At 69.7% G+C, this 22487-nt stretch carries 17 protein-coding genes; 5 read left to right on the top strand and 12 right to left on the bottom strand.

Going from position 1 to position 22487, the window contains the following annotated elements; genetic code table 11:
- Positions 1-85: 85 nt before the first annotated feature.
- On the top strand, positions 86-1348 hold the full coding sequence (locus AC5RVS_RS08495) for a macrolide 2'-phosphotransferase (RefSeq protein WP_494107793.1): 1263 nt from the start codon (positions 86-88) through the stop codon (positions 1346-1348).
- Between the two features lie 33 nt (positions 1349-1381).
- Here the strand turns inward: AC5RVS_RS08495 and AC5RVS_RS08490 are convergent, their stop codons facing one another.
- From AC5RVS_RS08490 to AC5RVS_RS08480, 3 genes are read right to left on the bottom strand one after another with little or no spacing between them, the layout of a single operon-like run.
- Positions 1382-4735, bottom strand: a complete 3354-nt coding sequence (locus AC5RVS_RS08490) for an ATP-dependent helicase (RefSeq protein ID WP_494107792.1) — start codon at positions 4733-4735, stop codon at positions 1382-1384.
- Positions 4732-7992, bottom strand: a complete 3261-nt coding sequence (locus AC5RVS_RS08485) for an ATP-dependent helicase (protein ID WP_494107791.1) — start codon at positions 7990-7992, stop codon at positions 4732-4734. The genes AC5RVS_RS08490 and AC5RVS_RS08485 overlap by 4 nt, the downstream gene beginning before the upstream one ends.
- Entirely contained in the window at positions 7989-8360 is a 372-nt protein-coding gene (locus tag AC5RVS_RS08480; protein ID WP_493989111.1) for an MGMT family protein, read from the bottom strand. Before AC5RVS_RS08480 ends, AC5RVS_RS08485 begins: the two co-directional genes overlap by 4 nt.
- A 119-nt stretch (positions 8361-8479) precedes the next feature.
- Here AC5RVS_RS08480 and AC5RVS_RS08475 point away from each other — a divergent pair, with 119 nt between their 5' ends.
- The 4 genes from AC5RVS_RS08475 (at position 8480) to AC5RVS_RS08460 (ending at position 12089) form a co-directional block, all read left to right on the top strand.
- On the top strand, positions 8480-9178 hold the full coding sequence (locus AC5RVS_RS08475) for a 3'-5' exonuclease (protein ID WP_493989110.1): 699 nt from the start codon (positions 8480-8482) through the stop codon (positions 9176-9178).
- Between the two features lie 183 nt (positions 9179-9361).
- Positions 9362-10354: a methionine ABC transporter ATP-binding protein gene (locus AC5RVS_RS08470; RefSeq protein WP_494107790.1), complete on the top strand. Its 993-nt coding sequence runs from the start codon at positions 9362-9364 to the stop codon at positions 10352-10354.
- Entirely contained in the window at positions 10351-11088 is a 738-nt protein-coding gene (locus tag AC5RVS_RS08465; RefSeq protein WP_493989108.1) for a methionine ABC transporter permease, read from the top strand. The genes AC5RVS_RS08470 and AC5RVS_RS08465 overlap by 4 nt, the downstream gene beginning before the upstream one ends.
- A 161-nt stretch (positions 11089-11249) precedes the next feature.
- The gene (locus AC5RVS_RS08460; protein ID WP_493989107.1) at positions 11250-12089 is read left to right on the top strand and encodes a MetQ/NlpA family ABC transporter substrate-binding protein; all 840 of its coding nucleotides are present in this window, start codon (positions 11250-11252) and stop codon (positions 12087-12089) included.
- Positions 12090-12221: 132 nt separating this feature from the next.
- Here AC5RVS_RS08460 and AC5RVS_RS08455 read toward each other — a convergent pair whose 3' ends face one another.
- From AC5RVS_RS08455 to hemE, 9 genes are all read right to left on the bottom strand, one after another.
- Positions 12222-13475 carry an AI-2E family transporter gene (locus tag AC5RVS_RS08455; RefSeq protein WP_494107789.1) on the bottom strand — a complete coding sequence of 418 codons (1254 nt, stop codon included), beginning with the start codon at positions 13473-13475 and terminating at the stop codon, positions 12222-12224.
- Between the two features lie 126 nt (positions 13476-13601).
- Positions 13602-14936, bottom strand: coding sequence for a glutamate-1-semialdehyde 2,1-aminomutase (gene hemL, locus AC5RVS_RS08450; RefSeq protein ID WP_493989106.1), 1335 nt, complete (start codon positions 14934-14936; stop codon positions 13602-13604).
- 80 nt (positions 14937-15016) lie between these two features.
- Positions 15017-15991 (bottom strand): porphobilinogen synthase, encoded by a 975-nt coding sequence (gene hemB, locus AC5RVS_RS08445; protein ID WP_493989105.1) that lies wholly within the window; start codon positions 15989-15991, stop codon positions 15017-15019.
- Positions 15988-16908, bottom strand: a complete 921-nt coding sequence (locus AC5RVS_RS08440; protein WP_494107788.1) for a uroporphyrinogen-III synthase — start codon at positions 16906-16908, stop codon at positions 15988-15990. Before AC5RVS_RS08440 ends, hemB begins: the two co-directional genes overlap by 4 nt.
- Positions 16909-16910: 2 nt before the next feature.
- Complete coding sequence (gene hemC / locus AC5RVS_RS08435) at positions 16911-17882, bottom strand: hydroxymethylbilane synthase (protein ID WP_494107787.1); 972 nt, start codon at positions 17880-17882, stop codon at positions 16911-16913.
- The gene (locus AC5RVS_RS08430; RefSeq protein ID WP_494107879.1) at positions 17879-19012 is read right to left on the bottom strand and encodes a ferrochelatase; all 1134 of its coding nucleotides are present in this window, start codon (positions 19010-19012) and stop codon (positions 17879-17881) included. Before AC5RVS_RS08430 ends, hemC begins: the two co-directional genes overlap by 4 nt.
- A 56-nt stretch (positions 19013-19068) precedes the next feature.
- On the bottom strand, positions 19069-19776 hold the full coding sequence (gene hemQ, locus AC5RVS_RS08425) for a hydrogen peroxide-dependent heme synthase (protein ID WP_493989102.1): 708 nt from the start codon (positions 19774-19776) through the stop codon (positions 19069-19071).
- A 64-nt stretch (positions 19777-19840) separates the two neighbouring features.
- Positions 19841-21316 (bottom strand): protoporphyrinogen oxidase, encoded by a 1476-nt coding sequence (gene hemG / locus AC5RVS_RS08420; protein ID WP_494107786.1) that lies wholly within the window; start codon positions 21314-21316, stop codon positions 19841-19843.
- Positions 21317-21318: 2 nt separating this feature from the next.
- Positions 21319-22380 (bottom strand): uroporphyrinogen decarboxylase, encoded by a 1062-nt coding sequence (hemE, locus tag AC5RVS_RS08415; RefSeq protein WP_494107785.1) that lies wholly within the window; start codon positions 22378-22380, stop codon positions 21319-21321.
- Positions 22381-22487 lie beyond the last annotated feature (107 nt).

Here is a 22487-nt window from a genome sequence, read left to right as displayed (position 1 = left end):
GCCGGTGCGGCCTGCGTCACCCTTCCGGCGACTCGCCGCGGCCGTGGCCGGGCTGCCGGTACCGGTTGCACGTACGGTGGACTACGTGAGAAAGACACCCCTGGAGCTGGCGGCGATAGCCAGCGCGGCCGTACCCGGGTTGACGCCCACGGGCGTTGCCGGTTTGCCAGACGATGCGGCGGATTTCCAGTCCGCCGTACTCACCGATGCGGCCGGCAAGCGGTGGCGCGTGCGTTCCCCGAAACACGCCGAGGCCAGCATGCGGCTGGAAACGGAACTGCTGGTGCTCCGGGCCTTCTCGCCTGCCATCCGCGCGGAGCTGCCTTTCCAGGTGCCCACGGTCGCCGGGACCGTCCAGCAGTCCGAGCTGCGCACCTTCGTTTACAACCACGTGCCGGGGAACATGCTGGCGCTGGAAGCGCTGGTCGCCGCCGGCGCCGCCGTCCCGGTATCCATCGGACGGGCAACGGCCGGCATCCACGACCTACCCCAGCGCATGGTCGATGCCGCGGACCTGCCCAGCTACACCGCCGACCAGTTCCGCCAGCGCAAGCTCAACGAACTGGACCAGGCTGCCACCACCGGCAAGATACCGCCGGCCCTGCTGCGCCGCTGGGAGCACGCCCTGGAGGACGTGGCCCTCTGGAAGTTCAACCCGTGCGTGGTTCACGGCGACCTGCACGAAGACAACCTGCTGGTCAATGACGGCAGCGTCAGCTCCGTGACCGGTTGGACCGACCTGCGCATTGGCGACCCGGCCGACGACTTTGCGTGGCTGGTGGCCGTGCACGAACAGTCATTCGCCGACGTCGTGCTGGAGTCCTACCGGAAATACCGCAAGGACCCGGTCGATCCCCACCTGATGCGCCGGGCAGCGCTGTCCGCCGAATTCGCGCTCGCCCAATGGCTGGTCCGCGGACTGGCAGCCGGCGACCAGACCATGGTTGACGAAGCAGTCGACATGCTGAACGAGCTCGAATCCGATGTCGCCGAACACGGCGGCCAGCCCATCAGTGTGACCGCTCCCCCGCCGCCTGCCGCTCCCCCCACGGTGTCTGCGGCTGCGCCTGCGGCTCCGGCCCGGGAACCGGCCGCGGGTTCCGAGGGCCGGAACCGTGCCGCGGAGCCCGCTCCCAAGGTCACGCTGCTCCCGGTTGAGGGTCCGGCCGGCGATCCCGCATCTGCGGCATCCCCCACAGCCAGGCAGGACGCCGCGGAGCCTGCGCCGCCGGAGGACAGCAGCGCTGAAGGCACTTCGGCCGCCGGGGACGAGGCCCGGCCGGCCAAGGAAGCCGACCCTGCGTCCGCGGACACCAGCGCGATTCCGATCATCAACCAGCAGCGCTGACGCTGCTGCCGCGCGGCCTTCCCGTGGCCGGCCCTAGGCGTAGGCCCGCAACACCGCCGATTCCAGTTCCGCTTCGCCGGCCAGATCGTGCGGGCGCACCAGTTTGTCCTGCCCAACGTAGTAAAAGGCAGCCTTAACCCGGTCCAGGTTGATGCCGTGCAGGCGCGCCCACGCCAGCCGGTAGACGGCCAACTGCACCGATTTCACCGACATTTGCCTGCCCGTCGGCGCCGTACCGGTCTTCCAGTCGATCAGGTCCCAGCTGCCGTCGGCGTCGCGGAACACTGCGTCGATGCGTCCACGCACTACGACGCCGCCGACGCGGGTCTCGACCGGCACCTCAATGGCTGCCGGGACCCGGTTGGCCCATTCGGAGGCCTTGAACGTCTCCACCAGGCCGGCCAGCTCATAGGCCTCGTCGACGTAGGCGTCCGCCGCCCCCGGGTAGTCCTCGAGATCGAACATCCCTGTCGTGCCGAAGTATTCCTCGATCCAGCTGTGGAAGGCGGTGCCCTTTCGGGCGGCCAGGCCGGGTTTCCGGGGCACCGGACGCCGCAGGCGCCGCGTGACTTCGTCCGGGTCGTCGGCCAAGTCGACCAGCAGCGACGCGGAGATATGCGCCGGCAGCTCCACCTCGCCGGCGGTGGGGGCGGCATTGTGCCGTTCCAGGAGCAACCTGGCTTCATGTGCCCACTCGGAGTCCGCGGCCGGCTGCCGGTCCTGTGCCAGCGACCCGAGCACTGCCTGCGCGGCCTGTTCCATGGCCGCCCGGCGGCCTGCACGGTGCCGCTGCGGGATACCGCTGCGGTAGACCTGCGGTCCTTCCAACGGATCGAAGGGCCACAAGGCTGTTTCCACTTCGGCCCGAAACGGATTCTCCGGCCCGAGTTCCTCGTCCCCTACCCATTTCCACACCTGCACTGCGGTGGGTTCGTCGTGTGACATCTCGTGCAGTTCGGTCAGAAAGGCCGACGCCGCGGTTGGCTTGACCTTGGTGCCGGTCCAGCCGGCTGAACTGCAGACCAGCAGGTGCTTGGCCCGGGTGTAGGCGACGTAGGCCAGCCGGCGCTCTTCGTCTTCACCGTGCGCCTGGACTTCCGACTTGTAGTCTGTTTCCGCGTTCAGCCAGGACAACTGGTCCGGCTGGTCGGTATCCCACTGGGGAAGGTCGGACCGGTCGCCGCGCAACGGCCAGGGCAGGGCGGCGTGGCCGCTGCTCCACCGGTTGTCCGAGGAGGAGGGGAAGGCGCCGTCGTTGAGTCCCGGGACGAAGACCGCGTCCCACTCCAGGCCCTTGGAAGCGTGGACCGTCAGCAGCTGCACGGCATCGTGCCGCACGTCCACTTGCGCCATGTCCAGGCCCCCCTCCTCGGTGGCAGCTGCTTCCAGCCATGCCAAAAAGGCCAGCAGGTCCACTCGCTGTGATGTCTGCATGAATGCGGCCGCTGCATCGTGGAACGCATCAAGGTTGCGCCGCGCCTGGTGGATGCTATGGCCCGGCTTGGAGGCAACTTCGATGTCCAGCAGCATGGTGCGTTCCACTTCGCCCAGCAGCAGCGTCAGGTCATCGCCGACGAAGCTGCGCAGGTAGCGGACCTCTTCTGCCAAGCGCTCCAGACGCTTAAGCGCGATGGGCGTCAGCGATCGTCCGTGGCGCGAGGTCCAGCCCGGCTTGGGCAGCCGGTCCAGCGCCTCGATCAGGGACGCGGCCTCGGCCAGGTCCTGTTCGACGACGGGCTCCCCCGCTGCCTCATCCCGGTCCAGGTCGGCCGCCTCGCCTGCCGCTGCCGATCGGCGCCGGCTCTCCAGGAACCGGGACCAATCGGCGAGGGCCATCAGGTCGGCCGGCCCGATCCGCCAGCGGGCCCCTGCCAGCAACCGCATCAGCGCGTCGGAGCGTCCGGGATCGGCCAGGACGCGCAGGGTTGCCACGAGGTCCACGATCTCCGGCTGCGCCAGCAGCCCGGCCAGCCCGATGATTTCGTAGGGAATGCCCCGCTCGTCGAGTGCCTTGGCGATGCCGGGGATCTGTGCCCGCCGCCGGCACAACACGGCGGTGCTGACGGGTTCGGCACGGCCCGTTTCCGGATCCCGGGCGAAGACCGTCATCCGCGCTCGTTCGATCGCGTCGGCGAGGGCGAGGGTCTCCTCCGCCTCGGTCGCGTAGCGTCCCAGTGCCACCGTTCCGTCCGTGGCTCCCGGCCGTGGGCGCAGCGGCGGAACGCTGATCCTTCCGGGGCGCGGCCGGTTCGGATCTTCCCGGTTCAGCGGTGCCGAAATCCGGTTGGCCATCATCAGGATGTTTTGGCTGTTGCGCCAGGCCACCGTGAGGAAACCGGCCGGAGCCGGGGCCCTGCGGCCGTCGTCGTCGACCAGGGGGAAATGCTCCCGGAAAGCGAAGAGCTGGCCGGCGGAGGCACCGCGGAAGCCGTAAATGGACTGGTTGGGGTCGCCGACCGCGGTGACGGCATGCCCGTCCCCGAACAGTTCGGAGAACAGCACCATTTGGGCGTGGGAGGTGTCCTGGAATTCGTCCAGCAACACCACTTTGTATCGGCTGCGCTCCAGTTGGCGGGCCTGCGGCACTTCGCGGCCGATGCGGGCCGCGAGGGAGACGAGATCGCCAAAATCCAGCACACCGCGTTCCCGCTTGGCCCGGTTGTAGCCGGCGGCCAGGTTGGCCACGGTGATCCGGGTCCGCAGCCGGTCCAGCATTTTCCGCACGTCCTGCTTGGCCGGCTTCGTGCTGCCCTCGATATAGGGAAGTGCAGCGATCCGCTCCACCTCCTCCGCCAGATAGCCGGCTGCATGGTCCGGGGTGACCAGGTGTTCGGAGCATTCCCCGGCGAACTGCATCACGGCGTTGACGAGGGTCGATTTGCTGGCCGCCAGGTGCTCGATGGGGCCGTCGTACGCCTCCACGCAGTGGCTGGCCAGCTGCCAGGACTGCGCGGTGCCTAACAGCACCACGTCGCGTTCGATTCCCAGGCGCAGCCCGTAGTCGCTGACCAAACCGTTGGCGTAGGAGTGGTAGGTCGAGACCTTCGGTTCCATCAGTCCGGCGGCGTCGTCGGCCTCCTGCGGCAGAAGGCCCTTGCGGTCCAGCCTGGCCAACTGCGCGCGGATCCGGGCGGCCAGCTCGCCTGCGGCCTTGCGGGTAAAAGTGACACCGAGGATTTCATCCGGGCGGACGAGGCCATTGGCCACGAGCCAGACCACGCGGTCGGCCATCGTCGCTGTCTTGCCGGAGCCCGCGCCGGCGATGACCAGCATCGGCTGCAGCGGAGAGCTGATGATGGCCGCCTGTTCCGCTGTCGGCAGATGCTGGCCCAGCAGCCCGGCAAGTTCTTCCGGGCTGTAGGTGGTGGTGACCGCTCCGATGCTCATTCGGTGACCTGCCTTCCTTCTGCGCACAGGGGACAAATTTCCGGAGCACGGCAGCCGTGGCCGCCGTTGCCGGTACGCTGCGGATCGTGCCGGGCCTCGAATTCCGAACCCGCCATGAGCGCCGCGGCCTCATGGATCATCGCTGTGGCCCACTCGTCGCCGTCGGCCAGGCTCTCCTGCTGCTGGACCTTGACCGTTTTCAGGTCCTGTCCCAGTTGGACCAGGGAAGCGCCGCCGGCACTAGATGCATGCTCGGAGAATCCTCCGGCCTGGACCGCTGCCTGGTAGCTGCCCAGCTGCGGGTGCCGCTCCAGTTCTGCCTTGGTGGGGGCAGCCCGACCCGTTTTCAGGTCCACGATATGCAGCCGCCCCTCGGCGTCCAGTTCCAACCGGTCCACTTGCCCGCGAAGCCTGGCCACGCGTTCCGGGCCCTGCAGGTCCACGGAGAAGTCCTGTTCCACGCCGACCAGGCTCCGGCCCTCCGCGCGCATCTGGATGACGTACTGGGCAAGCCTCCGAACCATCCCTTCGGCACGGTTGAAGTCCAGCCGTCCCTCCCAGTTCTCCTTCATCCCCAACTGCGGCCAGCGCCGGACCAGTTCGGCAACGTATTCCGTTCCCGTGGCCTCGGGAAAGTCCTGCGCAATTCCGTGGACCAGGGTGCCCAGGCTGCGGGCGAAATCGGTGGCCGCTTCGCCTCCTGCCGCTTGGATGAACCAGTCGAGCGGAGATTTCTGGACGGCCTCTACCTTCGAGGGAGAGACCGGGACGGGTTCCCCGTCCGGCACGACGGGTGCCGTGCTGCTCAGCGGCTGGAGGCCCCACCAGTCGCGCGGGTGCGCCCCCGGGACCGGAACCGGGCTGGCCGCCAGCATAGCGAGCACGGCTGCAGCATCCGACGCCTGTTCCGGACGGGTCGCGGCTTGCTGCGCAGCCTGCCGGAGTTCCGCTGCCAAAGCACGCACGGTTCGCGGCCGGAGGACTTCGGTCGCCGGCCGGGGGGTTTCCGGGTCGAGCCAGGGGTCAACCAGATCCAGGAACTGGGACGGCTGGGCGTCTTCGGACTGCACTGCCGTGCAGATCAGCCGGCGTTCGGCGCGCGAGATCGCCGTGGAGAAACTGCGCAATTCGTCGTACCGGATTTCCCGCAGCCTGGTCACCGCGTCGATCCGCCGGGCGTCCTCGACGCCGTGCTCCAAAACCTCCACGAACTCCGTGCTGCCCAGCAGCTCCCCACGCAGCCTGGTGTTCGGCCACACTCCTTCCTGGACGCCGGCAACGATGACCAGCGGCCAGCCCCGGCCTGCCGCCGAGGCTGGCGTGAGCAGTTCGACAGCTTCGCGCACCTGGGCCCGCGGCGCGAGGTTGTCCATCGGCAATTCCTGGTTTAACAGGTATTCCAAAAACTGCCGCGGGCTCGAGCCGGGCAGTTGGTCCACATACCGCTCGGCGGTCTGGAACAGCGCCATCATGGCGTCGAGGTCCCGGTCGGCCCGCACGCCGACCGGTCCGCCTTGCAATGCCTGTGCAGCCCAGCGATCGGAGAGCCCGGCGGCGGACCACAGTGCCCACAGCATGGTCTCGGCGTTGGCGCCCGGCTCGGCCGCCGCGTCCCGACCGGCTTTGAGCATCCGCGCGATCCTTCTGGCGGATCCGCCTTCCCTTCCGAGCGTGCCGAGGAAAGCGGGGTCGCCGAGGGCTTCCACGAGGAGCGAATCGCTGGACCGGCCTCCGCCGCCGAGCAGCTCTTCGCGCCGGAGTGCCTGGCGCAGGCGGCGCAGGTCGATCGCCGTCGCGCCGCCGATCCTGGAGGTCAGGAGGGCGACGGCAGCGTCAGGGGTGAGAAGTTCCGGCTCCAAGGCCACGGCCAACGCGTCCAGCAGCGGCCGGACCGCTGCCTCGTCGCGCACCGCGGTTTCGGCAACCGGGACCTTGACCGCGATGTCCTGGCCGGTGAGGTAGCGCGCGAGGGCCGAGAGCTGGCCGCCGGTCCGGACGATCACAGCCATCTCGCTGAGCCGGTACCCCTCGAACAACCTGGCTTCCAGGATCCGCTGCGCGACATAGCGGTGCTCGTGGATCGGCGACGCGACCACGTGGGCGCTGGCGGCGGCCACGCCGTTCCGGTCCGCGGCGTCGTGGGCGGGTTCGGCTCCGCCCCCCGCTTCTGCTTCCGCACCGGGATGGACGAGGTCACGGGCGCGGTGTGCCCCGGCGACCTGGGAGATCCGGGCCGCAGCGGACTGCCAAGCGGTTGCGATGCCGGGCGCCATCCGGTGCGAGCTGGTCAGGACCAGCGTTTGGAGCGGCCTGTCCGGTGTGCCAACCAGCCCGGGCAGCTTGCCGAGGACATCCGGACGGGCACCGCGGAACCCCTGGACGACGGTGTCCGGCGAGGCTGCGAGCACGGCATCCTGTCCCTCCACGAGCAAGGCCAGGAGTTCGAAGACAGCGGGATTGGCTTCCTGAAGGTCGTCCGCCAGGATCAGCCGGAGGCGGCTGCGCTCCCGGTCCAGCAGGCCGGGATGCTCCAACAGCAGCTGGCGTGCCGAGGTGATGATTCCGGCGGGGTCGAAGGCCTCGGGCATCCGGAGGTCAATCACGTCACGGTACTCGCGATACAGCCGGGCCGCCGCGATCCAGTCCGGCCGGCCATACTCACCGCCCATCTGCTCCAGTTGCCCCGCGGTGCTGCCGTACTCGGTCAGCCGGTCGAAGAGCTGGCGGACCTCCTGCCGGAAGCCGCGGGTGGTCAGAGCCTGCTGCAGGTCTTCCGGCCAGCCGGCCCCCCGGCCGAAGCCGGCGCGATGGCCGGCCAACAGTTCGGCAATGATCTGGTCCTGCTCGGGCCCGGACAGCAGCCGGGGCGCCCGCTCCACCAGCGGCAGCAGTCCTTCCACCCGTGCCCGCCGGATCAGGTCGAAGGCGTAGGCCGACCAGGTCCTGGTCGGGGACGTGCCCAGGCTGCGGTTGAGGCGCCCGGTCAGCGCGTCGCGCAGGCGCGCGGCCGCCAGACGGTTCGGGGCCAGGAACAGCAGGTTCGCCGGGTCCAGCCCGGTTTCCTCCACGCGACGGACCGTGTGCTCCACCAAAGCGGTCGATTTTCCTGTACCCGGGCCGCCAAGGACCAGTACCGGGCCGCAGCCGGCGGGCAGGTCGATGACCTGCGCCTGGTCCGGGCTCGGAAGCGGCGCACCGGCGGACCTGGTTTCGGGCCGGACGAGCTTCAACCCGGCGGATGGCTTGGTCTCGATCATGGCCCCATCCCATCAGCCGCTTCGGACACTTTGCGCCGGAGCTCCTCAATCGCTGCAAATTCTTCAGGCCCGGGCACCCAGCGGGCTTGCGCCATGCGCACCCTGGCCGGCCACGCCGGCTCCGCCAAGGGTGTGCCTTCCCGGCGGTAGTGCGCGACGGCCTGTTCCATCAGCTCATCGGGCAGTGAACCGTTGGCGCGAATGATGCGCCACCAAGGAACCGCGGCCCCGTGCAGGGACATGATCCTGCCGACCAGCCGGGCGCCACCGGCATCGAGCAGCTCGGCGACATCGCCGTACGACAGCACCCGGCCCCGCGGAATGATTGCTGCGAGGTCGAGGACCGCCTCTACTATCGCATCGCGCATTACACCAGTGTAATTTGGTCGTCCCGCCCGCCCTGCACCGGCTGACGGCAGGCGCCGGCTTGCACACACCCCGCGGCGCCTCCCCGGAATTGTCGGATCCGCCGGATAGCGTTGCGGACATGAACAGCTGGCATACCGGTCCCCGCGCGGCATTCGATCTCGAGACCACGGGCCGTGATCCCCACAGCGCGCGGATCGTGACGGCGTCGATCGTCCTGGTCGACGAAGCGGGACAGCCGCTGCAGGAGCGGGAGTGGCTCGTAGACCCCGGAGTCGAGATCCCGGCGGAAGCCGCGGCTATCCACGGGATCAGCACCGAGCGGGCCCGCAGCGAGGGCCTGCCCGCGGCATTTGCCACCGCCGGTATCGCCGAGGCCCTGACAGGTTACTTCGACGCGGGCATTCCGGTCATGGCCTTCAACGCTGCCTACGATTTCACCGTGCTGGCGCACGAATGCTCCCGGTACGGCCTGACGGCTCCGGTGGCGGCTCCAGTGATCGATCCGTATGTCCTGGACAAGCAGATGGACCGCTATCGGCGGGGGAAGCGCACCTTGGCGGCGCTGTGCGAACTCTACGGTGTCCGGCTCGACGCCGCGCATACGTCGGCGGCCGATGCCCTGGCCACCATCGGCGTCGCGGATGCCCTCGCCCGCCGCTACGCAGGCTTGTGCATCGACGCGTCCGAGCTGCATGCCCTGCAGATCGACTGGTGCGCCCAGCAGGCGGCAAATTTCGAGGCCTGGCTGCGGCGCAAGGATCCGCAAGCAGTCGTGGACGGTGTCTGGCCGGTGCGCCTGATGCCCGCGGCCGTCTGACGCTTCCGCCCTGCACCACCCCAGGCCCCCCGACTCAGCGCGGCGCTGTCAACTTCGGGTCGCCGTATGACGCAACGTCCCGTCGAATTCTGGCGCGTTGTCGCGGCTGTCATAATTAATCCTTGATGGCAGCACATGCTATGGCGGCTGTCGACGCTCCAGAAATCAATTTCCCGAGGTTCCATGATCACCGTTACCGACCTGCGCAAGGTCTACCGCCAAGGCGGCCGCGAAGTGGTAGCCCTGGACGGCGTCAGCCTGTCCGTTCCCAAGGGCACCGTCCACGGCATCGTCGGCCATTCCGGTGCCGGCAAGTCCACCTTGGTGCGTTGCCTGACCCTCCTGGACAGCCCGACGTCCGGGTCGGTGTCGATCAACGGGGCTGAGCTCAGTGCCGCCCGCGACGCCGACCTGAGGTCGGCCCGGCGCCGCATCGGGATGATCTTCCAGCACGCCAACCTGATGGACTCCCGCACCGCCGCCCAGAATGTGGCGCATCCCCTGGAGATCGTCAAGACGCCCAAAGCGTCCATCCGCGCCAAGGTTTCGGAGCTGATCAAGCTCGTCGGCCTGGAGGGGTTTGAGGACGCCTACCCGTCGCAGCTCTCCGGCGGCCAGCGGCAGCGGGTCGGCATCGCCCGCGCCTTGGCTTCCGACCCGGACGTCCTGCTCTGCGATGAGCCCACGTCAGCCCTGGACCCGAAGACCACCGACGAAATCCTGACCCTGATCCGCGATCTGACCAAGCGGCTCCAACTGACCGTGCTGGTGATTACGCACGAGATGCAGGTCATCAAGCGCATCTGTGATTCGGTGTCGCTGCTGGAGGCCGGCCGGATCGTCGAACACGGCCCGTTGCGTGAGGTCGCCGCCGATTTGGGCGGCCGCCTTTCCAGCACGCTGCTGCCGCTGCCTTCGGCGGAGGCGACAGGCGGCGGCACGATGCTGGAAATCCTTTATTCCGGCGAACGGGCGTCGGAGCCTGTGCTGACCGGTGCTGCCCGGGCCTTCGGCCTGGACTTGAACGTCCTGGCCGGCAGCGTGGAGTCGTTGGCCGGCACCCAGTTCGGCCATTTGCGCATCCAATTGCCGGCCGGAGCGGACACGGCTGCCCTCACCGAGCACCTGGTCGGCCAGGGCGTTGCCGTCCGCGTCCTCCAGGAGGAGGCGGCATGAACTTCTTTGACGAACTGACGACCAACCCGGGCATCACCAACGCCCTGCCGGAAGCCATCGGCGAAACGTTGCTGATGGTCGGGGTCTCGGGGGCCTTTACCCTGCTGATCGGCCTGCCGCTGGGCATCTTCCTCTACACCAGTGCGCCCGCGGGGCTGCGGCCCATGCCGGTGACGAACCGGATCGTGTCGGACATCATCGTGAACATCACCCGGTCCATCCCGTTCGCCATCCTGATGATCTCGCTGATCCCGCTGGCACGGGTCATCACCGGCACGTCGATCGGGGCCTTGGCCGCTTGTGTCTCGCTCACCATCGGCACGGTGCCGTTCTTCGCCCGGTTGGTGGAGACCGCGCTGCGGGACGTGAGCTCCGGCAAAATCGACGCGGCCCTCGTCATGGGTTCCACCCGCCTGCAGGTCGTGGCCAAGGTCCTCGTTCCCGAGGCCTTGCCCGGGCTGGTGGCTGCCTTGACGACGACGTTGGTCACGCTCGTGGGATACTCCGCCATGGCGGGACTCACCGGCGGCGGCGGCCTCGGCCAGCTCGCCTACAACTACGGCTTCCAGCGTTTCGACACCACGGTCATGGTGGTCACCATCGTGATCATGGTGGTCCTGGTCCAGCTGATCCAATGGGTCGGCGATGCCGCGGCCCGGCGGGTGGACCACCGCAGCGCTTCCACCGCCGGCTCACAGAAGCGCCGGCGCCATGAGCCGGAAACCGCTGTCTGAACCGCGGCGCCACGACCGTGTCGGGACACTGCCGTCCCGCTCCCCAAGCTTCCCGCCTGCCTGACGGGCAGCGGAAGAATGCAGCCAGTAGCCGCTAGCTGCACCACTTCCGGGACGAGCCGCCCTCGGCCAGCCCGGTCATTCGAAAGGAACGCACGCAGATGCGTAAAGCACTAACGCTCATTGGTACCGGCCTGGCTGCGGCCTTGGCGCTGACGGCTTGCGGTGGCTCCGAATCCACCCCCAGCGCCGAGACCACGCTGGATCCGGCCAATCCCGTCACTGTCACCGTAGGCGCCACCCCCGTGCCGCAGGGCCGGATCCTGGAGTTTGTGGATGAGAACCTGGCCCAGGAGGCCGGAATCGATCTGGAGATCAAGGAATTCACCGATTACCAGACCCCGAACATTGCCCTGAGCGATGGCTCGCTGGATGCCAACTACTTCCAGCATCTGGACTTCTTTGAGCAGCAGGTGGCCGACAAGGGCTACGACCTCGAACATGGCGAAGGCATCCATATTGAGCCGTACGCCGGGTTCTCGTCGAAGCACAAGAGCGTCGACGACCTTGGCGAGGGCGCAACCATTGCGATCACCAACGATCCGGGCAACCAGCCGCGTGCGCTCAAGATGCTCGAGACGGCGGGCCTGCTGACCGGGATCGAGGACGATTCGGCTGCCCTGACGCTGACCGACGAGCAGAACCCCAAGGGCCTGAAATTCGAGGAGAACCAGCCTGAAATCCTGGTCCAGCTGATCGAGGATCCGAAGATCGACCTGGCCATCATCAATGGCAACTTCATCCTGGATGCGGGGCTGAACACAGACGATGCAGTGGTCGTCGAGTCCTCCGAGAACAACCCGTATGCCAACTTCCTGGCCTGGAACGCCGGTGACGAAAATCCCGGCATCGCCAAGCTCGAAGAGCTGCTCCACACGCCGGACGTGAAGAAGTTCATCGAGGAAACGTGGCCCAACGGCGACGTCTTCCCCGCTTTCTAGCAAACAGTCCGGCGCCGCCGGTGTGAGCGGCAGCAGCCGACGCCAGGAAGGTCCCCGGAAGCTTCGGCTGCCGGGGACCTTCCCGTTCCTGGCCCGCTGGTACCTGCCCCGCGGCGGCCCGCCGGCGCCTGGTCAGCGGCCCGGCCGGGCCGGCGCGGGGTCCTCGGCGGTGGCCCTCCCCGACAGCACCTGGATCACCACCCAGCCGACGGCCGTGACCGGAACGGCCAGGACCGCGCCGATGATGCCGCCCAGGATGGTCCCCGCGGTCAGGGCCAACAGGATCACCAGCGAGTGCAGGTCCACCGAGCGGCCCATCACCACCGGCTGCAGGAAGTTGCCTTCCAGCTGCTGCACGATGACCACGACGGCGATCACCACCAGCGCGGCCAGCGGCCCGTTGGCCACCAAGGCCACCAGGGTCGCCAACACACCGGCGACCGTGGCACCGACAATCGGGATGAATCCGCCGATGAAGATCAGCACCGAGAGCGGCAACGCCAGCGGCACCTGCAGGATGAACAGGGCCAGGCCGATGAAGAAAGCGTCAACGGCCGCCACGGTGGCCGTGCCCCGCACGTAGCTGCCCAGCACGTCCATGGCGCGCGAACCGGCCAGTTCCAGCTGCGGCCGCCGGACCGCCGGGAACCAGCTGAGCAGGAAACGCCAAATGCGCGGGCCGTCCTTGAGGAAGAAGAACAGGATCACAGCCATCAGGACGGCCCCGGTGACGACTTCGGCCGCCGTCGACAACCCGCTCAGCGCGCTGCGTCCAACCGTGGCGCTGGTCAGGAAGTCGACCACCCCGGCGAGCGCCTCGTCGATCTGCTGCTGGCTGACCGGCAGCGGGAAGTTGGCCAGGAACTGCTGAAGCTGCATCCAGCCCTCGCGGGCGGAGCTGACCAGTTCATCCGATTCGTTGCGGACCGCGAAGACGATCCCGGTTATCACGCCGCCGAGCACCACGAGGATCCCGAGGAACGCGGTTGCCGTAGCCAGCGCCGCGGACCAACCCCAGCTGCGCAGCAGCCGCACCACCGGGCCCACGGCCGCCGCCAGGATCAGGGCGATCAGGACGGGAATGACGAGCAGCCTCACCTGCAGCAGCCCGTAAATCACCACCACAGCCAGCAGCAGCGTCAGCAGCAGCTGGGCGGAGCGCGTGGCCGTCCGTCCCAGGCCGTCGGACCACATCGCGCGGGGCACGGGGGCGGGGCCGGGATCCGGCCGGGAGAGCGCGGGCGCCGGGCCGGCCTCGGGTTGGGGCGGCACGGCGTCGTACGCCGCCTCCGGGTGGGGCGGCGTACGCACCGGGGCGCCCTCGGGCCGGGCAGCCTCGGCGTCGTGATTTTCCTGCGTTTGCCTGCGCCTGGAGAACAGGCCCATCTGCACTCTCCTGGGTTCGCGCGGCGGTTCCGTGTACCGCCGTCAGCATCAGTCTGCCATGCCCGTCTCCCGGGGACCGGACGGCAGCCGGATGCGGACCCCGTCCCGCGGGTCCCGGAGCTGCGGTCAGGCCGGCGGCGTGGCTGCCGCGGCGGCCCGGGCGGCTGCCGGCAACGCGGCGAAAATCTTCTCCATCGCGGCGTCGTCGTGCGCCGCGGAGAGGAACCAGGCCTCGAAAACCGACGGCGGCAGGTAGACGCCGGCGTCGAGCATGGCATGGAAGAAGGGGGCGTAGCGGAAGGCCTCCTGGCCCTGGGCATCGGCGTAGTTGTGAACGCCGTTGGCCGAGGTGCCGAAGGCCACGCTGAACAGGTTCCCCGCGGTCTGGATGCTGTGGTCCACGCCGGCGTTGGAGAGGGCGGCGGTCAGCGCGGCCTGCAGTTCGAGCGAGCGGGCATCGATCGTCGCGTAGACATCCGGCGTCGCGGCGGTCAGCGTCGCCACCCCGGCGGCCATGGCGATCGGGTTGCCGGAGAGCGTGCCTGCCTGGTAGACGGGACCGGACGGCGCCAGGTAATCCATCACGTCGGCGCGGCCGCCCAGGGCCGCCACGGGCATGCCGCCGCCGATGACCTTGCCGAAGGTCAAGAGGTCGGGCACGAACGGATCGGCGGTCCCCTCGGCTCCCCCGGTCAGGCCCCAGTAGCCGGCATAGCCGGTGCGGAAACCGGTCAGCACCTCGTCCAGGATCAGCAGCGCTCCGTGTTCCCGGGTGATCCGGGACAGGGCCGCGTTGAAACCGTCGGCGGGGGTGACCACGCCCATGTTGGCCGGGGCCGCTTCGGTGATGACTGCGGCGATCTGGCTGCCGCGGGCGGCGAAAACTTCCTCGACGGCGGCGATGTCGTTGTACGGCAGCACCAGGGTCTCCGCGGCTGTCGCCTCGGTGACACCGGCCGAACCGGGCAGTGCCAGGGTGGCCACGCCCGAGCCCGCGGCGGCCAGCAGCCCGTCCAGGTGCCCGTGGTAGCAGCCGGCGAACTTCACGACGAGGTTGCGGCCGGTATAGCCGCGGGCCAGGCGTACGGCGGTCATCGTCGCTTCGGTGCCGGTGGAGACCATGCGCAGGCGCTCGACGGCGGAGACCCTGCCGACGACCAGGGCCGCCAGCTCGGACTCGGCGGGCGTGGAGGCACCGAAGGACAGGCCCCGGTCCACGGCCGTGTGCACCGCCTCGAGGACGGCCGGATGGGCGTGGCCCAGCAAGGCCGGGCCCCAGGAGCACACGAGGTCAACGTACTCGCGCCCGTCGGCGTCGGTGAGGTACGCCCCCTTGGCGCCGACCATCATGCGCGGGGTCCCGCCGACGGAACCGAAGGCCCGGACCGGGGAATTCACCCCGCCGGGCATCAGCTGGCGGGCGCGTTCGAAGAGTTCCTCGGAGCGGACGGCTTCAGTCATGGTCTTGGGTCCTTTCGGGACAGCGGAATCCGCTGCGGGCAGGGTGGTGTGGCGCGGCACGCGGCGGCCAGGGTGAACGTCTACTTCAGCCAGCGGGCGATTTCCGGGGCCCAGTAGGTCAGCACCATGTCGGCACCGGCGCGGCGGATGCCCAGGACAGATTCCAGGATTGCCGCCTTCCGGTCGATCCAGCCATTGGCTGCGGCTGCCTCGATCATCGCGTACTCGCCGGAGATCTGGTACGCGGCCACCGGCACCGGAGACATCTCCGCCACATCGGACAGGATGTCCAGGTAGCTCATGGCGGGTTTGACCATGACCATGTCCGCGCCTTCCGCCAGGTCCAGTTCCACTTCGCGGATGGCTTCGCGCCGGTTGGCGGCATCCATCTGGTACGTCCGCCGGTCTCCGGTCAGCTGTGAGTCCACCGCTTCGCGGAACGGCCCGTAGAAGGCCGAGGCATACTTTGCGGCGTACGCCAGGATGGAGACGTCCTGGTGGCCGGCCTCGTCGAGTGCCTGCCGGATCACCGCGACCTGGCCGTCCATCATGCCGGAGGGGCCGAGCACGTCCGCGCCGGCCGCGGCCTGGGCCACGGCCATCTCCGCGTAGATCGGCAGCGTGGCGTCGTTGTCCACCGTGCCATCGGGAGCCAGCACGCCGCAGTGGCCATGGTCGGTGAATTCGTCCAGGCAGACGTCGCCCATCACCACCAGGTCGTTCCCGACCTCCGCCTTCACCTCGGCAATGGCGCGGTTCAGTACGCCGTCGGGATCCACCCCGGCGCTGCCGGTGGCGTCGCGCACCTGCGGAATGCCGAAGAGCATGATGCCGCCGAGGCCCAGCTCCACGGCCTCGGCGGCCGCGCGCTTGAGCGTCTCGGCGGTGTGCTGGACCACGCCCGGCATGGACTGCAGCGGCACCGGTTCGCTGAGGCCTTCGCGGATGAAGGCGGGCAGGATCAGCTGGTTCGGGTGGGTCCGGACCTCCGCGGTCATCCGGCGCATCGCCTCGGTGGCCCGCAGTCGGCGGGGCCGGTGGTAGGGGAAGCTCATGGCGTTCCTTCGGGTTCGGTGGGATGGTTTTCAAGCGACCGGGCCAGGGCGTCGGCGATGCCGGGCGGCGTCGGTTCGGCAGCGGTGGCGGCGATCTCCAAGCCCAGTTCGGCGGCCTGCCGCGCGGAACTGGCGCCGATCGCGATCAGCCGCAGTCTGGCCGGCCACGGGTCAAGGAGGCCGGCCAGCCTCCTGGTGACGCTGGGCGAGGTCAGGACGACGGCATCGATGGTGCCGCTGCCGGCGCGGCTGCGGAAATCCGCGGCGGTGATGAGTTCCAGGTTGTCGGCGGGCTCGTGGGCCGCGATCTCCAATTCCGCGGTCAGGCGGAGCTCGGGACGGGCGGGGTAGTCCACCGTGCGGTAGGCGGTCACGGGCAGCACCTGCCAGCCCTTCGCCATCAGGCCTTCGAACACCGTGGGCGCGGCGATGTCGGCCTGGGGCAGCAGGACCAGCATCCGCTCGGCCGGACCGCCGGCGGTTTCCGGCGGCAGCGGCCAGGCGTCCACCAGGCCGACGGCGTCCATGCTGCCGGGCGGCACGAGGTCGACGGTGAGGCCCTCGGCCTCCAGCGCCCTGGCGCTGGGGCTTCCGACGGCCGCAATCTTCGTGTCCCCTGCCAGCGCCGCGAGGCTGGTGCCACGCTCCAGTGCGCAGGCCTTCAGCGCCCGCACAGTCGTGATGCTGGTGATGACCAGCCAGACCGCCTTGTTCTGCGCCAGCAGGGTGAGTGCCTGATCCAGTTCGTCCGGCTTGTCCGTCCGTTCGAAGTCGATCAGCGGCAGGACGCTGGCGGACGCGCCGCGGCGGACCAGTTCGGCGGCCATGCCGGCCGCCCGGTCAGGGCTGCGCGGCAGCACCACCCGCAGCCCCTGAAGCTGGTTGTCCGGCGCGCCGCGCTGCCACAGCAACGCCATCGTCAGCGCCCAACCAGGCTCATCAGGTCGCCGGCGCCCTTCCCGAGCAGCTCTTCAGCCAGTCGGGCGCCCAGGGCCACGGCATCTTCGGAACCGGCTGCCTGAACCGTCCGCTCTCCGTGCAGCAGCCGGCTGCCGTCGGGGCTGCAGACCACCGCCCGCAGCACCAGGGAGCCGGCGTCGACCGATGCCAGCGCCCCGACCGGGGCGCTGCAACCGGCTTCCAACCGCGCCAGCAGCGACCGTTCGGCCGTCACCGCCAGGCGGCTGTCCGCGTCGTCGTAGTCGGCCAGCGCAGCGGCCAGCGCCGTTCCGGAAGCGGCGTCGGCCACCCGGCATTCAACGGCCAGCGCGCCCTGGCCGGGGGCCGGCAGCATGACCGACGGATCCAGCAGCTCCGTGACGTGCTCGGTGCGTCCCAGCCGAGCCAGCCCGGCCGCGGCGAGCACCACGGCATCAAGATCCGCGTGCTTTCCCTCGTGCCTTTCTTCGCCCGTGAGCCCCTTGACCCGTCCCAGCCGGGTGTCCACGTTGCCGCGGATATCCACCACGTCCAGGTCGGGGCGGGCGGCACGCAGCTGGGCTGCCCGGCGCGGGGAGCCCGTGCCGACCTTGGACCCGGCCGGCAGCCCGGCCAGGGTCAGCCCGTCCCGGGCGCACAGGGCGTCGCGGACGTCTACGCGGGCGGGAATGGCGGCAATTTGCAGCCCGTCGGCCACGCCGGTGGGCAGGTCCTTGAGCGAATGCACGGCAACGTCGCAGCGGTCGTCCAGCAGCGCCTCGCGCAAGGCGGCGGTGAAGACTCCGGTTCCGCCGATCTGGGCCAGCGGCCCCCGCAGCACGTCGCCCTCGGTCTTGATCCGGACCAGTTCATACTCCAGGGCCCCGCCGGCGGCCAGCGCCTCGGCCACGGTGGTGGTCTGGGTGACCGCCAGGGCGCTGCCGCGGGTGCCGATGCGGACTTTAACGGTCATGGCTGCGGCACCCCTACGGTCGAATCCATGCCGGCCACCGTCGGCTTCTCGCCGCGGCGGTTGGCGCAACAGCCGGGCATGCACACGTCCATCCAGGGTCCCAGGTCGGTCAGCGCAGGACGGTCGGCGCGGTGCTGTTTCATCGTGCGCTCACAGACCAGGTCCACGAGGCCCTCGACGAACTTCCGGTGCACGCCCGGGGTCGGAACGCGGGCGGCGGCCAGCCCGAGGCTGCGGCAGGTCTCCAGTGCCTCCGTGTCCAGGTCCCACATCACCTCCATGTGGTCGCTGACAAAGCCCAGCGGCACGATGACCACGCCCTTCACCCCCTGGGCGGGCAGCTCTTCGAGCGCGTCGTTGATGTCCGGCTCCAGCCACGGCACATGCGGCGCGCCGGAGCGGGACTGGTAGACGAGGGACCAGTCGACGCCGGCTGCTCCCGGCACGCGTTCCAGGACGGCCCGGGCGGTGGCCAGGTGCTGCGCCACGTAGGCGCTGCCGCCCTCGTATTCCACCCCGCGCGGCCCGGCGTTTTCGGCGTCGCCGATGGGGATGGAGTGGGTCGCGAACAGCACGTGGATCGGCGCGTCCGCGGCGCCCTGGGCGGCCAGGTCGGCGCGCACCCGGCCCAGGCCCTCGGCCAGGCCCTCGGCGAACGGATCCACGAAGCCCGGGTGGTCGAAGTACTGGCGCACCTTGTCCACTTCCAGCTTGCCGGCCAGCCCGGTCTCGACCAGGGCCATGCCGAAGTCCTCGCGGTACTGGCGGCAGCTGGAATAGCCGGCGTAGGCGCTGGTGGTCACCGCCAGCACGCGGCGGTGGCCGGCGTCGTACGCTTCCTTGAAAACGTCGGTGATGTAGGGATCCCAGTTGCGGTTTCCCCAGAGCACGGGCAGGTCGAGCCCGCGGCGGGCGAGCTCGGCCTCAAGCGCCGTCTTCAGCGCACGGTTTTGCGCGTTGATGGGGCTGATGCCGCCGTTGGCGCGGTAGTGCGTGGCGACTTCCTCCAGCCGTTCATCGGGGATCCCGCGGCCGCTGGTGACGTTGCGGAGGAACGGAATGACATCGTCCTGGCCCTCGGGGCCGCCAAAGGAGGCCAGCAGCAGGGCGTCGTACTTCTTCGGCTGCATGGTCCCGTCGGCGGCGACGCCGGCACGCGGGTCAAAGGACGGTTCGGCTGACTGGTTCACCGCAGCACCTCGGCGATATCGGCAGTGCTGATGCGCTTGCCGGTGTAGAACGGGATCTCTTCGCGCACGTGGTTGCGGGCGTCGGTGTAGCGCAGGTGGCGCATCAGGTCGACCAGATCGATCAGTTCGGGAGCTTCCAGGGCCAGGATCCATTCCCAGTCCCCCAGCGCGAACGAGGCCACCGTGTTGGACAGCACCTGCGGGAAGTCGCGGCCGAGCAGGCCGTGGTCGCGCAGCATCTTGCCGCGCTCCTCGGCCGGCAGCAGGTACCACTCGTAGGAACGCACGAACGGGTAGACGCAGAGCCAGGACTCCGGCTCCTTGCCCAGCGAGAAGGCCGGGGCGTGGTTCTTGCTGAACTCGGCATCGCGGTGGACGCCCATCGCGGACCAGACCATCTCGGTGGGGGCGAACAGCTGCGTCCGGCGGATGTCGCGTACCGCCGCCTGGAGTTCGTCCGGCTGCGGGCCGTGCAGCCAGATCATCACGTCGGCGTCCTCGCGCATGGCGGAAACATCGTACGCTCCGCGCAGGGTGACATTGCGGCCGGCGAGTTCGGCAACCGTCTCATCGAACGCTGCGGCAGCGGACGGATCCGCGGGTGCGCCGGTGCGCTTGAAAACCGTCCAGAGGGTGTAGAACAGTTCCTCGTCGGTGCCGCCGGCGGCGGGGATTGCTGACTCTGACCTTGCCGATTCGCTCATGCTTACCAGTCTGCCTTCTGCATCGTAATTAATCGAAAACTGTGTTTCTACACATTGTAGAAGATCAGGACGCCGCGGGCCGCAGCCGTGCGGCGAGGTCCCGTGCACGGCGCCGCGCATCCCCCACCACGGCCACCAGCCCGGTGCCGGCCAGCCAGGCCCCGGTGATGCCCAGCCCGGCGTGCGGGAGCACCTCGCGGCGCACCGCTGCCACCCGGTCGCGGTGCCCCACGGTGGCGGACGGAAGCGCACCGATCCAGCGCACCACCTTCGAGCCCACCACGTCGTCGTCGCCCACAGCCACGCCCATCAGGAAGCTGGCATCGGCCAGCGCCTGTCGGTACAGCTCGTCGTCGGCCCAACCGGTAAAGTCCTCGGCCCCCTGCTGCCCCACCGCGCGTCCGTAGGACAGCCGCAGCACGTGGCTTCCCGGACCGGCTTCGTCCGCCAGCCACGGCCATTTGGCGGTGGCATGGGTAAGCGCCTTGGCCTTGACGTCGCGGACCGACGGCGCCACCAGCATCCCGGTGCCCCGCGGCATCGCGTCGAGGTCGGGCAGGTCCACCACCAGCGTCACCAGCGAGACCGCGGGTCCGGTTTCGGGCTCCAGCCCGGCCAGCCCGGGCACCGTGCCGGCCAGCAGCCGGACGGCGGCAGCGCCGTCGGCTGCCATCATGACGGCGTCCGCCCGGAACGCCCCGGCCGGGGACTCGACCAGCCAGCCGCCGTCGTGCCGGGTGACGGCGGTGGCTTCCGCCCCGGTGCGCAGTGCCACGTGGCGGGCTTTCAGGTCGGCCAGCAGGGCCTCTGTCAACCGGCCCATGCCGCCGGCGATGCCCGCCACGTTGGAACCGGCCGGGGCGGCTTTCCGGATGGCACCCACCGCGGCGGTCAGCGACCCGTGGGCGGCCACCGAGGCGCGCAGCCCCGGCATCACCGAGTCCACGTCCAGCACATCCGGATCCGCCGAGTAGACCCCGCCTGCCACCGGCGCGACCAGCTTTTGGAGCACGGCTTCGCCCATCCGGGCGCGCACCAGCTGGCCCAGGCTGAGCTGCTCGCGGCGCAGCAGCGAACCCAGCGGCATGACCTTGTCGCCCGAGGCCCGCAGCGCCGCGCGGCGGCCGATGGCACGCACCACGTCCGGATCGGAGGGGTCGGCCGGAATGCCGAGCACCCCCGTCTTGGGGAGCCGTTGGGCACCGTCCGGCAGCTGGATCCAGGCGCCGGCCGGGTTCGGCTGGACAATGTCGTTGCCCAGGCCGAGTTCGCCGATCAGGTCGGAGACCACGCTGGAGCGCGTGGCGAAAGATTCGGCGCCGGCGTCAAGCACCAGCCCGCCCACCTCGTGCCGGGTCACGCAGCCGCCGAACCGGGGAGCGCGTTCCAGCACCGTCACCTCGACGCCGGCCAGCGCCAGCTCGCGGGCGGCGACCAGGCCGCCGATCCCGCCGCCAATGACGACGGCGGTGCCCGGCCGGGGCTTGCGCCCGGCCTGCCGTTCGGGACGGCGGGCGGGATGCGGGTGCGGGTGCTGCATGGCTACGGGGCCACGGAATGAATCAGGTCGACCACGCGGGTCAGGACCTGCGGGTCGGTCTCCGGCGGCACGCCGTGGCCCAGGTTGACCACGTGGCCCGGAGCGTCGCTGCCGGCGGCCAGCACCTCGCGGACATGGGCCTCCAGCACCTCCCACGGCGCGGACAACAGCGCCGGATCGATGTTGCCCTGCAGCGGCGTGCGTCCGTCCAGCCGGCGGTTCGCCTCGTCCAGCGGCAGCCGGTAGTCGACGCCGATGACGTCAGCCCCGACGTCGCGCATGGCCACGAGCAGTTCGGACGTGCCGGTGCCGAAGTGGACCAGCGGCGCGCCCAGATGGCGGACATGGTCCAGCGCGCGCGACGACGCCGGTGCCACGCGCCGGCGGTAGTCTGCCAGGGACAGCGAACCGGCCCAGGAGTCGAACAGCTGCCCCGCGCTGGCGCCCGCTTCCAGCTGCGCTCGCAGGAACTTGCCGGACGCGTCCGCGGCCCAGCCCGCCAAGGCATTCCAGGTCTCCGGGTCGGCGTGCATCATGGTGCGCGGCCCCAGGTGGTCCCGGGACGGCCGGCCCTCCACCATGTACGCGGCGAGCGTGAACGGGGCGCCGGCGAAACCAATTAGCGGCTTGGCACCCAGCTCAGCCACCGTCAGCCGGACCGCCTCGCGGATCGGTTCCAGCGCCTCGTCGGTGAGTTCCGGCAGGGCGGCGACGTCGGCGGCGGTGCGGACGGGGGCACCCAGGACCGGGCCGACACCGGGAACGATGTCCACGTCCACCCCGGCCAGCTTCAACGGGATAACGATGTCGGAGAAGAAGATACCGGCATCCACATCGTGGCGCCGCACCGGCTGCAGGGTGATTTCCGCTGCCAGTTCTGGCTTCAGGCAGGCATCCAGCATCGCGATGCCCTGCCGCGCTTCCCGGTATTCGGGCAGTGAGCGCCCGGCCTGCCGCATAAACCAGACGGGACGGCGCCCCGGCTTCCCTCCGCGGTAGGCGGTTATCAGGTCCGAGTCGGCGGTACGCCCATCCAGCAAGGGATGGGAAGCATTGAGTGTCATGACATAGATTCTGGTCCAGCGGCCATGCTTCTGGCCAACCGCGGGCAGCGCCGAGGTGCGCGGGGCGGCGGCGACCACCGGCCCGAGTGGCCAATATCACCGGCGCC

Source organism: Arthrobacter sp. Y3221048 (genome assembly GCF_059092685.1).
This window is presented reverse-complemented; position numbering and strand designations above follow the sequence as displayed.

Excerpts from the sequence above, each read along its gene's own strand:
- AC5RVS_RS08490 (WP_494107792.1), bottom strand. The coding sequence starts at position 4,735 with ATGAGCATCGGAGCGGTCACCACCACCTACAGCCCGGAAGAACTTGCC.
- AC5RVS_RS08485 (WP_494107791.1), bottom strand. The coding sequence starts at position 7,992 with ATGATCGAGACCAAGCCATCCGCCGGGTTGAAGCTCGTCCGGCCCGAA.
- AC5RVS_RS08480 (WP_493989111.1), bottom strand. The coding sequence starts at position 8,360 with ATGCGCGATGCGATAGTAGAGGCGGTCCTCGACCTCGCAGCAATCATT.
- AC5RVS_RS08475 (WP_493989110.1), top strand. The coding sequence starts at position 8,480 with ATGAACAGCTGGCATACCGGTCCCCGCGCGGCATTCGATCTCGAGACC.
- AC5RVS_RS08470 (WP_494107790.1), top strand. The coding sequence starts at position 9,362 with ATGATCACCGTTACCGACCTGCGCAAGGTCTACCGCCAAGGCGGCCGC.
- AC5RVS_RS08465 (WP_493989108.1), top strand. The coding sequence starts at position 10,351 with ATGAACTTCTTTGACGAACTGACGACCAACCCGGGCATCACCAACGCC.
- AC5RVS_RS08460 (WP_493989107.1), top strand. The coding sequence starts at position 11,250 with ATGCGTAAAGCACTAACGCTCATTGGTACCGGCCTGGCTGCGGCCTTG.
- AC5RVS_RS08455 (WP_494107789.1), bottom strand. The coding sequence starts at position 13,475 with ATGGGCCTGTTCTCCAGGCGCAGGCAAACGCAGGAAAATCACGACGCC.
- hemL (WP_493989106.1), bottom strand. The coding sequence starts at position 14,936 with ATGACTGAAGCCGTCCGCTCCGAGGAACTCTTCGAACGCGCCCGCCAG.
- hemB (WP_493989105.1), bottom strand. The coding sequence starts at position 15,991 with ATGAGCTTCCCCTACCACCGGCCCCGCCGACTGCGGGCCACCGAGGCG.
- AC5RVS_RS08440 (WP_494107788.1), bottom strand. The coding sequence starts at position 16,908 with ATGGCGTTGCTGTGGCAGCGCGGCGCGCCGGACAACCAGCTTCAGGGG.
- hemC (WP_494107787.1), bottom strand. The coding sequence starts at position 17,882 with ATGACCGTTAAAGTCCGCATCGGCACCCGCGGCAGCGCCCTGGCGGTC.
- AC5RVS_RS08430 (WP_494107879.1), bottom strand. The coding sequence starts at position 19,012 with ATGCAGCCGAAGAAGTACGACGCCCTGCTGCTGGCCTCCTTTGGCGGC.
- hemQ (WP_493989102.1), bottom strand. The coding sequence starts at position 19,776 with ATGAGCGAATCGGCAAGGTCAGAGTCAGCAATCCCCGCCGCCGGCGGC.
- hemG (WP_494107786.1), bottom strand. The coding sequence starts at position 21,316 with ATGCAGCACCCGCACCCGCATCCCGCCCGCCGTCCCGAACGGCAGGCC.
- hemE (WP_494107785.1), bottom strand. The coding sequence starts at position 22,380 with ATGACACTCAATGCTTCCCATCCCTTGCTGGATGGGCGTACCGCCGAC.